The following is a 14,450-nucleotide window of genomic DNA, read 5'->3' as shown; positions in this document are numbered from 1 at the left end:
CTTCCTGCAGATGGCCAACGACCGGCTCTACCCGTTCTGGGACGACCTCGAAGCGGCGCTACAGACCGGCGAGACGCAGAACGAACTCGAGGACCCCGACACGCACCCGTTCGAGGGCGTCGTCTACCACGACGCCGGGTTCGAGGGCGGCGAGGCCCGCGAACTCCCCGGCCCCGAGACGATGGTCGTCGCCCGACGGTAGCCGCCATCGGACACAATCGTTTTGCGTCCACCACCCCCGAGTGAGCGTATGGCAATCGGTGACGTGTACGCGGCCGAGGACTGTCCCGATATCTACTACGTCGACACCGGCATGTACGACGTGCCGGAGTACGGGTCGGTGTACGTCGTCGACGCCGAGCGTCCGGCACTGGTCGATTCGGGCATCGGGACGGAGTACGAGCGGATACTGGACGCGATGGACGAGGTGGGCATCGCGCCCGAGGAACTGGAGGTCATCGCGCTGACCCACATCCATCTGGACCACGCGGGCGGCGCGGGCCGCCTCGCAGAGGCGTGCCCGAACGCGACGGTGTACGTCCACGAAATCGGGACGCGCCACCTCGTCAACCCCGAGCGGATCTGGGAGGGGACGAAGGGGGCCGTCGGCGACCAAATCGCGTTCTACACCGAACCGAAACCCGTGCCCGAGGAACGCATCGTCGGGATGTCCGACGGCGACGAAATCGACCTCGGCGACCACGCCCTCGAGGTAGTCCACACGCCGGGCCACGCGCCCCATCAGGTCGTCTTCTACGACCCCGCTATCGACGGCGTGTTCACGGCCGATGCGGCGGGCATCTACACCCCCTCGACCGACGAGGTCCACGTCACCAGTCCGCCGGTGAACTTCGACCGCGAACAGGCCCTCGAAGACATCGAGACGATTCGTGAGTTGGACCCCGAGACGCTCCTGTACGGGCACTTCGGCTCGGCTCCGACCGACGACAGACTCGACGAGTACGCCGCGAAACTCGACGCGTGGGTAGCCGACGTGGCCGCAAAGCGGGCGGAACTGGGCGACGACGACGCCGTCACCGAGTACTTCGTCGAGACGGTGGAGACGCCCGCGGTGTGGAGCGACCGGAAGGCGAACGCGGAGGTAGCGATGAACGTCCGCGGGGTCCTCGTCGCGCTTGACCGCGCGGAGTAGCCGACAGCGGTAGGAGCAACGCGCGCCGGGAGTGGGTGCGTTTATACAGGGTGATGCCGTTGTCCGGCGTAGATGGAGGACACCAGTGGCTGGTAGTTCGGGACTCCTGATTCCGCTGGTCGCGGGTATCATCGGATTGGGCGTCATCGCGCAGGTACTCGCCGCCCGCCTTCGAGTGCCGAGCATCATCTTCTACCTACTCGTGGGAGTCGTCATCGGGCAACCGGGGCTGGGCATCATCGGCAGCGAGACGTTCGGCGGCGCGTTGTCGGCCATCGTCGGCCTCGCCGTCGCCATCATCGTCTTCGAGGGGGCCTATCACCTCCGCTTCGAGCGGATTCGGGAGGCCCCGACGGCGACGTTCCGACTGGTGACGCTGGGGGCGGCCATCGCGCTGATCGGGACGGCCGTCGCCGTGAAGTTCGCGTTCAATAGCGAGGCCGTCTCGTGGAACCTCGCGTTCCTCATCGGGGCCTTGCTGGTCGCGACGGGGCCGACGGTCATCACGCCCATCCTCAACGTGGTTCCGGTTCGGGACCGCGTGGCGACGGCCTTGGAGACGGAAGGTATCGTCAACGACGTGACGGCGGCCATCATCGCCGTCGTCGTCTTCGAGACGGTCAACCCCGGCGCGACGAGCGCCGGGTTGTTACAGGCGTTCTCGCTCCGACTCGGGACCGGGCTACTGGTCGGTCTCGTCGTCGCTGGCGTGCTGTACTACCTGCTGCAGTACATCGACCTCTCGCCGGGCGACGCCCCGCGGAACTCCCGCTTGCTGGTGCTCGCGGGGGCCCTCGTCGCCTACGCCGGGGCGAACACCATCGCGACGGAGGCGGGCGTCGCCGCCGTCGCCACCGCGGGCATCGCGCTGGGGAACATCGACCACCCCTACGAGGAGGACATCGAGGAGTTCAAAGGCGACATCACGCTGTTGGTCCTCTCGTTCGTGTTCATCGCGCTGGCGGCCCAACTGAGCCTCGACGCGCTCATCGACGTGGGACTGGCCGGACTCATCGTCGTCCTCGCCGTGGCGCTGGTCATCCGACCGATACTGGTGTTCGTGTCGACGGTCGGCGACCGTTTCACCCGCGCGGAGAAGTGGTTCGTCAGTTTCGTCGGCCCGCGGGGTATCATCCCCGCGTCGGTCGCGACGCTGTTTGCCGTCGAACTGAACACCGTCGCCGAGGAACTTCGAGTGGAAGCGGAGGGGGCGAGCGGACAGGAAGCGACGGAACTGCTGGCGCAGGCGGATTTGCTGGCCAGTCAGGCCGAGATTCTGCTCGGAACGGTCTTTCTGGTCATCTTCGCGACGGCGCTCTTAGAAGGGGGGCTGGCGCGGTACATCGCGGAAAAACTGGATGTGATACCAATGCGAGTCATCATCGTCGGCGGCGGACAGGTGGGCCGAGCGCTCGCCAAGCGCCTCGAAGACCGGGGCGAGAACGTCGTCATCATCGAAGAGGACGAAGCGATAGTCGAACGAGGGCGCAACGACGGCTACACCGTCGAAATCGGCGACGGAACCGATACGGACGTGTTGCGCTCTGCGGGCGCGGAAAACGCCAAAACCGTCGTGGCCGCCACCGGCGACGACGACGCGAACCTGCTGGTCTCGCAACTGGCGAGTTCGAAGTTCGGCGTCGAGCGCATCATCGCCCGGGCGAACAACCCGGACAACGTCGAGGCCTTCGAGGACTTGGGCGTCCGGACCATCTCCTCGGCGATGGCGACGGCGTGGGCCATCGACAACCAGATAGAACGCCCGGCCATCGCCCACTGGATGACCGACGTGGGCCGGACCGGGGACGTACAGGAAGTCGAGGTCCGCAACGAGGACCTCGTCGGGAAGTCCGTGCGGGAAGTCGGGCCGATGTTGCCCGAGGCGTGTCTCATCGCCCTCGTGAGCGGTGGGGACCGCACCGAAGCGGAGGTCCCGACCGCCGAGTACGTCCTGCAACCGGGCGATATGGTGACCTTACTCGGCCGTCGCGAGTCCGTGCGTGACGGGATGAAACTCGTCGCGGGCGACTAGTCGGAGAGCCGTTCTGCCGTTTCGGCGTCGACGCCGTCCATCCACGGCGAGTCGCCCGTCTCGCCGTCTGTCTTGTACGTGCCGCGGGCGCTGGCGACGTGGTGGTCCTCGGCGTCGTACACCTCCACGTCGACGACAGCGACGCTCCCGCCGTCTCTGACGACGTTCGCTTCGGCCCGCAGGTCGTCGGTCGCGGGCGCGAGGTAGTCGATACGCATGTCCACCGTCGGAGAGATACTGCCCGACAGGGAGACGACGGCCGCGCCGCCGACGGTGTCGACCAGTGAGTACGTGACCCCGCCGTGGGCGATGCGTCCGTGCGGGTTCGAGGAGTGTTCAGGCCTGAGTGGGAGGCGTCCCACCGCGTGGCCGTCGCCCACCTCGGTTATGTCCATCCCGAGGTCCTCCACGAACGGGATGGCGTTGAACAGCGCTTGGAGACTCATACGGCCCGGTGGAGCGCCGGTCGTATAAGGATACGAAAACGGGAAACAACGGGCCGTCCGTGGTCGGTACGAAATCCGCGTGCCTCTGACAGCCATCGTAATTCGGCCAGCGGTTAATGTAAACTTTTCTGTGTGTAAAGTATTCCAACAATCATAAGACAGGTACCTCTTTGACGCCCCACGACCCTGTGAGCCGTAGGCATGGATACGCTCGTAACGCAACTACAGCGGTTCGGATTCTCCGAGGCGGAGGCGGAGACCTATCGGGCCGCGTTACAATTGGGGCAGGCGACCGTCGGAGAGGTGGCCGGCAGCGCGGGCCTCTCGAAGGGGTACGCCTACGACGTCATCGACGACCTGGCGGCGCGCGGCGTCCTCACCGTGGACGACCACATGACGCCGACGCAGGTGCGGGCCGAACGACCGACCGAGACGGTCGCGGAGTTCGAGGCCGACCTCGACCGACTGGAGACCTCGCTCCGGGACCACTACACGCACAGCGACCCCGACCACCCCGAAGTCGAAGTCGTCAAGTCTCGAAGCCCGGCCGAGCGGCGACTCCGGGCCGCCATCGGGAACGCGGCGGGCAACATCTCGCTGTCGGTCCCGGCCCCCGCAGTCGAGCGAATCGGGGACGAACTCGCCGCCGCGGCGGACCGCGGCGTGTTCGTGCGACTCCTGATCGGCGGGGCGGCCCGACCCGCGGCGGCCGACCCCGTCGCCGGTCGAGTCGACGCGGCCCGCGTCTGGGAGTACGACGTGCCGTTCGGTCTGCTGAACGACCGCGGGACCGCGATGCTCGGCGACCCGGGCGTGCTGTACGGGCAGTACGACCGCGGGGAGTTCGCGCTCCGGGTGGCCAATAGCCCGAAACTGGCCGGTGCGGTCGGGGCCTTGCTGGCGAACCTCTGGACGAGTTCGCGCGAGGCGTTCGTGGGCGACGCGGACCCACTTCCGTCGGCGTACGACAGTTTCACGGCCGCGGTGTTCCACGCGACGCGCCACCGGCGGGCGGACCGCGCCCTCGAAGCGACCGTGACACTGCGCTCGGGCGAGACGATTACGGGGCGGGTCGTCGACATCGAACAGGCGGTCATCGACCCGATAACGGCCCAGTTCCCGCTGCAGAACACGATGGTGCTGTCGACCGACGACGGCGAGGTGACGGTCGGCGGCCCCGGTGCGTTCATCGAGGAGTACAGCGCGGCCCGGGTCGAGTTGCGGGGCGCGTAGCTACCAGTCGCCGCTCCAGCAAACGCGCAGGTCGTCGGCGGCGTCCTCGACGGCGTCGGAGTTGCCACCACCGTAGGCTTTCGACCCGCTACTCGTCTCCCGGTCGCGCCCGCTGTCGGAGCGTGAGGGGGTCGATGTGGACGGTACCGGTTGCGCCCGTGGTAAAGGGAAGGACCGTCGGCCGAAACGACGCCGGGACCGACAGGGGCGGCCCGAGACGGTGCCAGTCCGTCCCGTTCGTGCTGTAGCGGGCGAGACAGCGCCGACCGTACCGCGCCAGTTCCACGGTCACCGGGTCGTCGACATCGACGCTCGCCGTCGGGTCGGGAAGCCGCGAAGGGTCCCTCCCGCGGCCGACCGCGACGCCGTCCGCTGGCGACGCCCACACCGCGACCAGTGTCGACTCGTCCGGACAACAGCCGTCTTTCAGCGCGACACCCCCGCTCCCCCACGGGTCGGTCTCGGCGTACCGCGCCACCCTGACGACGCCGATGTCGTGTGGTTCCTCGCTTCGCTCACCGCTCGCCTCGGATTGGTTCCCCATACCACACGTACGGTTAAAATCTGTTACGAAAAAGGTTTTCATAAATTTTGTTCAGAAAATCGGCCAGAGATGTACCGTCGGACCGGCACCGCAAGAAGGCGGCCGTGTCACGCGGTTTCCGGACGAGCGGTGCAGTAAAGAGGGTCGGTGCCCTCGACAAAGCAATATGGATTCGACGGCAGAACGCTTGACGAAGTTTGGTCTCTCGGAGACGGAGGCCCAAACTTATCTCGCGGTACTGGAATCCGGGACGGCGACGGTCGCCGACGTGGGCGCGGCCACCGATATCTCCACCGGGTACGTCTACGACCTCGTGGAGAGTCTGGCCGAGCGCGGCCTCCTCGTCGTCGACGACCACCGGACCCCGACGCAGGTGCGGGCCATCGACCCGGAGGCGGCCATCGAAGCGATGACGGAAGAACTGAACGACATCGAATCGGACCTCGCCGAGCGCTACACCGACACGGAGCGTGACTATCCGGCCATCGAACTCGTCAGGGCGCGGCAGACGCTGTACCAGCGACTGGAGGCGCTCATCGAGGGGGCCGAAGAAGAGATATTCATGATGGTTCCCGCTCCCGTCGCGGAACGTCTGACCGAACCGCTCACGCGGGCCCGCGAACGCGGCGTGTTCATCGCGCTGTTGCTGGGCGGCGACGACATCGAGGCCATCGAGCACGCGAGCGACGCCGCGAGCGTCGTGCGGACGTGGAACTACCCCGTCGAGAGCCTCGTCGTCGTCGACAACGTGGCCGCGGTGACCAGCGACTCCTCGCTGTTGCGCGGCGAACACCGCGAGAACGACTACGGGTTAGTCCTCGAACAGAGCCCGAAGACCGGCGGCGCTATCGCTTCGCAGTGGTTCAACTTCTGGGCCGCTGGCGAGGAAATCGCGAGCGTCGAACCGCCCGTCCTGCCCGCCGAGCGACTCTCGTTCAGGCACGCCGTCTTCGTCGTGAGCAAGTACGCCGACAGGGACCTCGAAGTGACCGCACACCTCTACCCCGGCCAAGACGCCGAGTCGATCACCGGCCCCGTCGTCGAGGTCAAACAGGGCCTCCTCGAACCGGTCAGCTACGACTTCCCCGTCCAGAACACGCTGACGCTGGCCGTCGACGGCGAGGAAGTGACCGTCGGCGGTCCCGGCGCGTTCGTCGAGGACTACTCGGCGAAGGCACTGACGGTCCGCGAGCGCGAGAACTGAAAGCGATAGCGCGACTGGCGGCGTCGACCCGACTCGTCGAAACGGTGACGCGGTGGGGCGTCACCACGTGGGGCGGCGTAGCGGGTCTGTCGTGGCATGGACAGAAGGCATGGCAGCTACGACCCCACGACTCGGCTTTCGTAGTCCCGTACATAAGTATTGGCTTTCAAACAATTCAGAAATAGTTCTCGAAAGGTTACAGGCTGTCGAGGCGGCCGACGGTCAGTGGGCCTCGATTGTCGCGTCGCTGCCCCCTTTTTTCGTCGAGTCACCGATGGCGACCACTCCTCGAAAAATCTGGACCAAGAATACCCGAGTCGCACCGCGATTCGCGTCCGTCCTCAGGGTCGGTGGAACTCGATTGCCGCGCCCTGCCCGAACCCGACGCACTCCGTCGCGAGGCCGAGGTCGGCGTCGCGTTTCTGCATCTCGTGGACGAGCGTCACCGGCAGGCGAGCGCCGGAGGCCCCGAGGGGGTGGCCGATGGCGATAGCGCCGCCGTTGACGTTGTATATGTCGTCGTCGAACCCGAGTTCGCGCTGGCAGTACAGACACTGGGAGGCGAACGCCTCGTTCAGTTCCACGAGGTCGTACGCGTCGGTGTCGCGGCCGGTCCGCTCGGCCAACTGGCGGACGGCGGGAACCGGGCCGATACCCATCACGGTCGGGTCGACGCCAGCGACTTCGTGCGCGCCGATTTCGGCCATCACGTCCAGTCCGCGGTCCTCGGCGAACTCGCGGGAGGTGACCATGAGGCCCGCCGCGCCGTCCGAGACCTGCGAGGCGTTGCCCGGCGTCACGGTCCCGTCGGCCTTGAACACCGTCGGGAGGCCCGCGAGCGTGTCGAGTGAGGTGTCGCGGCGGATGCCCTCGTCCGCCTCGACGCGGCCCTCGTCCGTCTCGATGGGGACGAGTTCGTCGTCGAAGCGGCCCGAGTCCGTCGCGTCGGCCGCGCGTTGATGGCTCCGCAGGGCGTACTCGTCCTGTTCCTGTCGGGCCACGTCCTTCTCGGCGGCGACCTTCTCGGCGGTCATCCCCATGCTGAGTTCGCCGATGTTGTAGTGCTCGGCGAGTCGCGGGTGGACGTTGTGGGTGTTCTCGCCCATCGACACGCGGGACATCGACTCGACGCCCCCGGCGATGAGCACGTCGCGCTGTCCCGCGGCGACGGCGTCGGCCGCCCGCATCAGCGCCTCCGCGGAGGAGGCACACCAGCGGTTGATAGTCGACCCCGGAACGCCCTCGCCGAGGTCCGAGAGGAGCGAGATGACGCGGGCCATGTTGTTGCCCTGTTCGCCGCGCTGTTGGGCACACCCCCACAGCAGGTCGTCGACCTCGTCGCTCTCGACGCCGGTGCTGGCGAGCAGTTGGTTCACGAGCGGAACCGAGAGGTCCTCGCTGCGGACGCCCGCGAGCGCCCCGTCTTCTTTCCCCTGTGGCGTCCGAACCGCATCTACGATAACCGGTGTCGGCATGGAGGGCACAACGCGATGGGTCGTGTTAAAAGCTCACAAACTCGGGGCCGCGGGGCCTGAGTTGTCCCGTCACTGCACCTCGGTGTCGAACCCCGGCGGCAGGCCCGCGTGCTTGATACCGGTCCAGTCGCGGACGGTGAACTCGTAGACGGCTATCTCACCGGTGTCGACGGCCGCCTGGAACACCTCCGGCCGCCACGCCGTCCCGAGAACGTCGGCGATGTCGTCCCACTCCGCTTCGGGGACGCGCCGGACCCGGCCCGTCAACACCAGACTCTCCCAGTTGAACATCGACTGCGCGGCGTAGGTGAGAAAGCGGACGGTGTCGGTCTGTTCGACGAGTTCGCGTTTCCGACTCTCCGGCCCGCCGACGAACGTAAAGTACAGCCGTTTGTCGCCGTCGTACCCGAACGACATCGGCAACAGGTACGGCGCGCCCTCGGTGGGAATGCCGACGACACCTGTGCGCTGATTCCGCAGGAAATCGCGCATCTCGCCGTCGTCCATCCGGGTCAGCCCGAACTCGCGCAGTTCGTCAAGTGTCATGCGTGTGTGATTTCGACGGGGCGGCAGATAAGCGTTCACCGGGCGGGCGGCGCCTACTCGGCGTGGTCCGCGCCCGGCGCGTGGCGTTTGACCCGTTCGATGGCCGCAACCGCGCCGCTCCGCTTGGGGTAGCCCTCGCCGCTGTCGGCGATAATCTCACCGTTGCGATGGCGGAGGCGCCAGCGCCACTCCTCGCCGCGGTCCTCGTATATCTCGAAGGCCGCGCTGCCGATTGCCAGCAGGTCGGCCTCGGCCGCGTAGGACTGGACCCGTTCGACCGCGCGAACCGCCTTGTTGCGTTCGGTGTAACCCTCGCCGCTGTCGGCGATGATGTCGTCGCCGTCGAGCAACCGCCAGCGGAACTCACCGGCGTTGTCCTCGTACACCTCGAACGCCTCGCCCACCTCCGCGTTGGGGGCGACGAACTGGACCTGTTCGGCCGCTTTGCGGGCCGCCGCTCGGGTCGGATAGCCCTCGCCGCCGTCGCCCAGAATCTCGCCGTTCTTGTGGAGGAGTCGCCAGCGGTACTGTCCGGCCCTGTCGGCGTACACCTCGAACGCGACGGGGTCGACTTTGAGGTAGGCCGCACCGGGGACGTACGCCCGGACGCTCTTGAGCGCGCGCCGGACGTTCGACTTCGAGACGTACCCCTCGCCGCTGTCGGCGATAATATTCCCGTTGTCGTGGCGAAGTCGCCAGCGGAACTCGCCGCCCTTGTCCTCGAACAGTTCGAACGTCGCCTGACTCTCGGGGGCCGGGACTTCCGGCACGTCTTCGGCGGTGTCGTCTTCCGTCGCGTCCTCGAAGAACACGACGGCACCGCCAGCCGCGTTCGTCTGGACGCTCCGCAGTCCCTGCATCGCCTTCTGTCTGCTGGAGTACCCCTGCGCGCTGTCGGCGATGACGTTGCCGTTCCGGTGGCGGAGTCGCCAGCGGTACTTTCCCGCCTTGTCGGCGTACATCTCGAACGTCGCCTTGCTGTCCATCGCCGCGGCGATAGTCGCCTGTGCGACGGACAACTCCGCTTCCGTCGCGTCGAGGGCCGTCGAGAATGCTTCGCGGGCCGACTCGCTCGCCAGCAGTTCGTCGGTCACCGAGTCGCGTTCGGCGGCGGTCCGTTCGGTCTCCTCGTTGGCGCGTTCGGTCGCTTCCGCGGCGACCGCCGCCTCCTCGTGAACCCGGTCGTACTCCTCCTGCCGACCGGTCAGCAGCGGTGCGAACACCGCGCCGATGGCCGCCAGCGCGAGGCCGACGGCGTACAACGTGACTGCCGGGTTCCCCTCGGGGCCGTTCCACCCCGCCGGGTAGATGGTCGTGAACCAGATGGTGGCGACGAGACAGACCACCGCCCCGGCGTACGAGACGAACAGCGCCCGGCGGGCCAACGGCAAGCGGAGCGTCGGGCCGACGAACAGCGACGCGACGCCGAGTGCGCCGAGGACGTACCCGACCTCACGGAGTCCGGAGCGAGGCGCTGCGGCGTAGAACAGCGCCAGTCCCACCACCCCGAGAATCAGTCCCGCAACGAACAGCCAATAGCCGTACACTTCGTCGTCCGTCGTCGGCGCGCCGATGCGACCGCGATACCACCGTGTCAGAACACCATCCGATGCCATGGGAATTATTACACATATCCACGATATAAACTTTCACTCCGAGTGAATAGAGGTATCACGGCGCTTCGCTCACGCCGCTTCGAGTCACTTATCCCATTTGCGTGGCAACGTGAGTGGGAATGAGTAATCCGGAACTGGACGTCGTCGAGTTCCTGCTGACGACAGACATCTACACCGACCGGCGGGACCTCGACCCGGACGACCTGCCCCCGGCCTACCGGGCCGTCTTCTGGACCGACGGGGAAATCGAGCGGCCGCTGTCGGCGACGAACACGACCGCCAGCGAGGCGACCGGCGTCGAACGGCCGTGGGCCGCCGTCTCCGGCCTGATGTTCACCGACCGCGACGACTTCTCGGGGTCCATCTCCTTCACCGACCGAGACCTCGCCGAAGAGTGGTTCTTAGACCGCGTCGACGCCGACCGCATCGGGCGGAACCCGGTGTTGGCGGCGGCCTACGGCGAGGACTTCGGCGTCGACTACGAGACGGCCCACGCGACGAACCGCCCCGCCCGGGCCGACCGCGCGTTTATCGACGCGATGCTGGAGGAGGCGTTCGACACCGACGACGAGGACGACGAGGAGATGCTGGACCTCGTCGACGTTCGCGCCCCCGCCGAAGTCGAGACGACGCTCAACGACCTCGTGTTGACGCCCGACCAAGAGGGCGAGATTCAGAAAATCGTCAAGGCCATCGAGCACCGAGACTACCTCGCCCGCATCGGCCTGCGGGAAATCGGGAAACTCCTCTTCGTCGGGCCGCCGGGGACCGGCAAGACCAGCGTCGCGCGAGCGCTGGCCCACGACCTGGACCTCCCGTTCGTCGAGGTGAAACTCTCGATGATTACGAGCCAGTACCTCGGCGAGACGGCCAAGAACGTCGAGAAGGTGTTCGAGGTGGCGAAACGGCTCTCGCCGTGTATCCTCTTCATGGACGAGTTCGACTTCGTCGCCAAGACGCGGTCGTCGGACGAGCACGCGGCCATCAAGCGCGCGGTCAACACCCTGTTGAAGAGCATCGACGAAATCTCGCTGATTCAAGACGAGGTGTTGCTCATCGGCGCGACCAACCACCCCGACCAACTCGACTCGGCGGCGTGGCGGCGCTTCGACGAAATCGTCAACTTCCCCAAACCGGACCACGGCATGCGCGCGGACATCCTCCGCATCGTCACCCGGCAGATGGACATCGTCGACTTCGACCCCGGCACGCTGGCGGACATGACGGAGGGCCTGACCGGCAGCGACCTCCGCCTCGTCCTTCGCGAGGCCGTCCTCGAAGCCCTCACCGAGGAGCGGACGACGCTCACCCAGCAAGACCTGGAGGACGCCATCAAGGACTTCGAGGAGCGGGACAACCTGAAGAACATGGACATGATGGACGGCGACCACGACACCCTCGTCGCCGGTGGCGACTTCTCGGGCGACAGCGAGGGCGAGGCCGCCAGCGACGGCGGTCACGCCCACGACCACGACCACGACGACTGAGTTTCGGCGTCTGTCGTGAACCCATTTTCTGGGCGACACTTATGCGTGCCGACGGCATGTCACCCGTATGGGAGACGACGTGTTCACCGAACCGGACGAACCGACGGACGACTGGGTCGACGTGCGAATGACCGACCCCGACGCGGGCGAGTGGGACATCGACGTGGTGGTCGCGGAGGGACAGGTCGAGTTCGTCGACCTGCGCATCCAACCGGCGCTCCTCTCCGGTTTCATCGATTGTCTCGTCGACGACGTTGCCGAAGAACGGGCGAGAGAAATCGTCGCCGACGCCGCGAGTCGCGCGGGCGTCGAACCGAGCGACCTCGAAGCGGAAACCGGGGAGTGAGCACGGACGAAAGCGCGGGACTTACCCACGTGGCCGCCCGACCGGTACGCGATGGAAGTCACGCTGTTGGGGACGGGAGACACGACGGGCACGCCGACCGTCGGGTGTGATTGCGACACCTGTGAGCGCGCCCGCGACCCCGACGCGGACCTGCGCGGGCGACTGCGTGCCCGCGGCGTCGACCCCGACGACGGCGTCGAGCGCTCCCGGTTCTCGGTGTACGTCCGGAACAACGAGACGGGCGAGTCGCTACTGGTCGACGCCAGCCCCGACTTTCGCCACCAGTTTCTCACGCAGGACGTGCCCCTGCCCGACGCCGCCATCGTCACGCACGTCCACTTCGACCACTTGGACGGCCTCGGCAACGCCTATCGCCTGTTCGACGACCTGCCGGTGTACGCCGCCGACGAGACGGACCCCGTCACCGGCGAGAGCGTCGCCGAGGGGATACGGAGTCGCTACGACTACCTCGACACGGTATCGGTCCACGCGCAGACCCCCTACGAACCGTTCACCGTCGCCGGGTTCGAGGTGACGCTGGTCCCGGTCGAACACCCGCCGCTGCTGTGTTACGGCCTGCGCATCGAGGAACCCGAGAGCGGCGCGGTGCTGGCCATCTCTGGCGACACCTGCTACGAGATTCCCGGCCGCTCGAAGGCCGCGCTCTCGGACGCCGACCTCGCCCTCGTCGAGGGCATCGTCCACCACGAGGCCTGCGAGTACCATCCCGCCGGCGGGACCCACCGCGACGACGACGGGATTCCCCGCACGTTCGGGACGAAACACATGACGCTCGACGGCGCACGGGACTTCGCGGCCGACGTGGACGCCGCCGCCTATCGCATCGTCCACACGGCCCACTTCGTCCCGGCCGACCGAGCGTTCGCCGACGACATCGCCGTCGACGGCGAGCGGTTCTCGCTGTGACGCGACTCGGAACGTGAAACCGACCGCACACTTTTGAGGGAGGGAGTCACACACGGAGGCATGGAACCGCGCGGGATAGCTGAAATCGGCGGGTCTGCGCTCGTGAGCGCTGGCCTCGCCGTCGCCGGGTTGTGGCTGTTCGCGGGCTACGTCGACTGGGTGTTGGTCGTCGGCCTCGCGGCGTGTGTCGCCATCGCCACCGCGGCGAACTACCGCGCTCGGACGGGCCACGCCGAGAACGTCGCGGCGACGGCCCCCGAGACGCGCGTCGGTGACGAGCGGTAATCGCACTCGGTAAGTGGTGGCGGTCGAACGGCCATCCGTGGGCCGCACGTGGACGCTTCCGCTGGGAGGAGGACTGGTCGCCTTCGCCTTCTCGGTGAGCGGCGACTTCGTCGCCACGGGCGAGGTATCGTGGGCGCTGAACGCCGTCGTGGCCTTCGCCATCGCGCTGGCCGTCGACCATCAGTCGCGGGTCTGACTCACCCGAATCGGTCCAGTCCGGACTGTCGACGGCGACGACCCTCGGGGTCGGGGTCCCACGGCGTCCGGTCCGCCCGGAGTCCGTCGCCGTCGACGGCCGGCGCGTCCGCCGGGTCGTACCCCTCGCAGTCCGGGCCGCACTCGTCGCTCGCCCGGACGGGTCGGCCCTTCCACGCGCAGTTCGGGAGGCCGTCCGAATCGGGCCGACACCGCGCGCAGGCCGGGTACTCGAAACTCCGCCACCCCTTCGCGTAGGCGCGTTCCGCCAATCGCGTCCGAGCGGTGGCCTTCTCGGCGGCGCTGACGACGCGCACGTCGGTCCGGCCCGGCCGCTCCTCGATGAGTTCGACGCCGCTCTCGTCGCTCGGCAGGTCGGTCGCTTCCCGCACGATTTCACGCTCGCCGCTGTCGGGATGGAACCGCCAGACGCCCACTTCTTCCGGGATGCGGTTGAGGTGGGCGCGGGTGACGTAATCCGCCGTCGCCAGCACTACGCGGTCGGCGAGCGCCAGCGAAACGTCGGTGCGCAACTGCGTCTCCAAGGCGCCGGGCCGGTCGAGGTCCGGTTTGTTCTCGACGGCGGTGATACCGTCGACCCAGTCGGGATAGCGGGCAGTTTGGCGGACGTAGGTGCGCCCGCCCCGGCGTTCGCGCTCGAAGAACCCGCGTTCGACCGCCAGTTCGACGGCGCGTTCGGCCCGGTCGGGGTGGCAGTCGAAGGCGTCCTTCCAGTAGCGCGCCCGGCCCGGCCCAACGTCTGCTTCGACGGCGCTCGTCGGGATTCGCTGCGGCGTGATTGCCGCCCGGTCGGCGATTCGGTCGGTGGGGTCGACGACCACGGTGTCGAGCACTCGCCGCCCGTGAACGTGCCCGCCGAGTTGCCGACTGACGAGGCGGCCCTCGCGTTCGAGGGTCGCACACAGCGCCAGTTCGAAACCGAACTCTCGCACGGCCACAG

The 14,450-nt window shown here is 67.4% G+C and carries 16 protein-coding genes; 10 read left to right on the top strand and 6 right to left on the bottom strand.

What is annotated here, in order from left to right; genetic code table 11:
• Window positions 1-10: 10 nt before the first annotated feature.
• The 3 genes from NJQ44_RS01460 to NJQ44_RS01450 all read left to right on the top strand — a co-directional run bounded on the left by NJQ44_RS01460 (window position 11) and on the right by NJQ44_RS01450 (window position 3,185).
• Window positions 11-202: a hypothetical protein gene (locus NJQ44_RS01460; protein ID WP_254274369.1), complete on the top strand. Its 192-nt coding sequence runs from the start codon at window positions 11-13 to the stop codon at window positions 200-202.
• A gap of 48 nt (window positions 203-250) precedes the next feature.
• The gene (locus tag NJQ44_RS01455; RefSeq protein ID WP_254272907.1) at window positions 251-1,153 is read left to right on the top strand and encodes an MBL fold metallo-hydrolase; all 903 of its coding nucleotides are present in this window, start codon (window positions 251-253) and stop codon (window positions 1,151-1,153) included.
• Window positions 1,154-1,238: 85 nt separating this feature from the next.
• The gene (locus tag NJQ44_RS01450) at window positions 1,239-3,185 is read left to right on the top strand and encodes a cation:proton antiporter domain-containing protein (RefSeq protein ID WP_254272906.1); all 1,947 of its coding nucleotides are present in this window, start codon (window positions 1,239-1,241) and stop codon (window positions 3,183-3,185) included.
• Here NJQ44_RS01450 and NJQ44_RS01445 read toward each other — a convergent pair.
• Window positions 3,182-3,631, bottom strand: coding sequence for a PaaI family thioesterase (locus NJQ44_RS01445; protein ID WP_254272905.1), 450 nt, complete (start codon window positions 3,629-3,631; stop codon window positions 3,182-3,184). The genes NJQ44_RS01450 and NJQ44_RS01445 overlap by 4 nt on opposite strands.
• A gap of 201 nt (window positions 3,632-3,832) precedes the next feature.
• Here NJQ44_RS01445 and NJQ44_RS01440 point away from each other — a divergent pair, with 201 nt between their 5' ends.
• The gene (locus NJQ44_RS01440; protein WP_254272904.1) at window positions 3,833-4,864 is read left to right on the top strand and encodes a TrmB family transcriptional regulator; all 1,032 of its coding nucleotides are present in this window, start codon (window positions 3,833-3,835) and stop codon (window positions 4,862-4,864) included.
• 88 nt (window positions 4,865-4,952) lie between these two features.
• On the opposite strand, the gene NJQ44_RS01435 is transcribed toward NJQ44_RS01440, so the two are convergent.
• Window positions 4,953-5,408 (bottom strand): hypothetical protein, encoded by a 456-nt coding sequence (locus NJQ44_RS01435; RefSeq protein WP_254272903.1) that lies wholly within the window; start codon window positions 5,406-5,408, stop codon window positions 4,953-4,955.
• Between the two features lie 166 nt (window positions 5,409-5,574).
• Here NJQ44_RS01435 and NJQ44_RS01430 point away from each other — a divergent pair, with 166 nt between their 5' ends.
• A complete protein-coding gene (locus NJQ44_RS01430) occupies window positions 5,575-6,612 on the top strand; it encodes a helix-turn-helix domain-containing protein (RefSeq protein WP_254272902.1) in 1,038 nt (345 codons plus the stop codon).
• A 341-nt stretch (window positions 6,613-6,953) separates the two neighbouring features.
• Here NJQ44_RS01430 and NJQ44_RS01425 read toward each other — a convergent pair whose 3' ends face one another.
• The 3 genes from NJQ44_RS01425 to NJQ44_RS01415 all read right to left on the bottom strand — a co-directional run bounded on the left by NJQ44_RS01425 (window position 6,954) and on the right by NJQ44_RS01415 (window position 10,249).
• Entirely contained in the window at window positions 6,954-8,087 is a 1,134-nt protein-coding gene (locus NJQ44_RS01425; RefSeq protein WP_254272901.1) for a thiolase family protein, read from the bottom strand.
• Window positions 8,088-8,156: 69 nt separating this feature from the next.
• Window positions 8,157-8,633, bottom strand: coding sequence for a pyridoxamine 5'-phosphate oxidase family protein (locus NJQ44_RS01420; RefSeq protein WP_254272900.1), 477 nt, complete (start codon window positions 8,631-8,633; stop codon window positions 8,157-8,159).
• 53 nt (window positions 8,634-8,686) lie between these two features.
• Window positions 8,687-10,249, bottom strand: coding sequence for an HVO_2922 family protein (locus tag NJQ44_RS01415; RefSeq protein WP_254272899.1), 1,563 nt, complete (start codon window positions 10,247-10,249; stop codon window positions 8,687-8,689).
• Window positions 10,250-10,368: 119 nt separating this feature from the next.
• Here NJQ44_RS01415 and NJQ44_RS01410 point away from each other — a divergent pair, with 119 nt between their 5' ends.
• The 5 genes from NJQ44_RS01410 (at window position 10,369) to NJQ44_RS01390 (ending at window position 13,490) form a co-directional block, all read left to right on the top strand.
• Window positions 10,369-11,736, top strand: coding sequence for an ATP-binding protein (locus NJQ44_RS01410; RefSeq protein WP_254272898.1), 1,368 nt, complete (start codon window positions 10,369-10,371; stop codon window positions 11,734-11,736).
• Between the two features lie 67 nt (window positions 11,737-11,803).
• Window positions 11,804-12,082 carry a hypothetical protein gene (locus NJQ44_RS01405; RefSeq protein ID WP_254272897.1) on the top strand — a complete coding sequence of 93 codons (279 nt, stop codon included), beginning with the start codon at window positions 11,804-11,806 and terminating at the stop codon, window positions 12,080-12,082.
• Between the two features lie 51 nt (window positions 12,083-12,133).
• Window positions 12,134-13,009 (top strand): MBL fold metallo-hydrolase, encoded by an 876-nt coding sequence (locus tag NJQ44_RS01400; RefSeq protein ID WP_254272896.1) that lies wholly within the window; start codon window positions 12,134-12,136, stop codon window positions 13,007-13,009.
• 60 nt (window positions 13,010-13,069) lie between these two features.
• Window positions 13,070-13,294 (top strand): hypothetical protein, encoded by a 225-nt coding sequence (locus tag NJQ44_RS01395; RefSeq protein ID WP_254272895.1) that lies wholly within the window; start codon window positions 13,070-13,072, stop codon window positions 13,292-13,294.
• A gap of 37 nt (window positions 13,295-13,331) precedes the next feature.
• Window positions 13,332-13,490, top strand: a complete 159-nt coding sequence (locus tag NJQ44_RS01390) for a hypothetical protein (protein WP_254272894.1) — start codon at window positions 13,332-13,334, stop codon at window positions 13,488-13,490.
• Between the two features lies 1 nt (window position 13,491).
• Here NJQ44_RS01390 and NJQ44_RS01385 read toward each other — a convergent pair whose 3' ends face one another.
• Complete coding sequence (locus tag NJQ44_RS01385) at window positions 13,492-14,442, bottom strand: DUF5787 family protein (protein ID WP_254272893.1); 951 nt, start codon at window positions 14,440-14,442, stop codon at window positions 13,492-13,494.
• Between the last annotated feature and the right edge of the window lie 8 nt (window positions 14,443-14,450).

The sequence above is a fragment of the Haloarcula marina genome (assembly GCF_024218775.1).
GTDB lineage: Archaea > Halobacteriota > Halobacteria > Halobacteriales > Haloarculaceae > Haloarcula > Haloarcula marina.
Note: the sequence above shows the minus strand (reverse complement) of the source record. Positions and strands in the feature narration are given on the sequence as shown.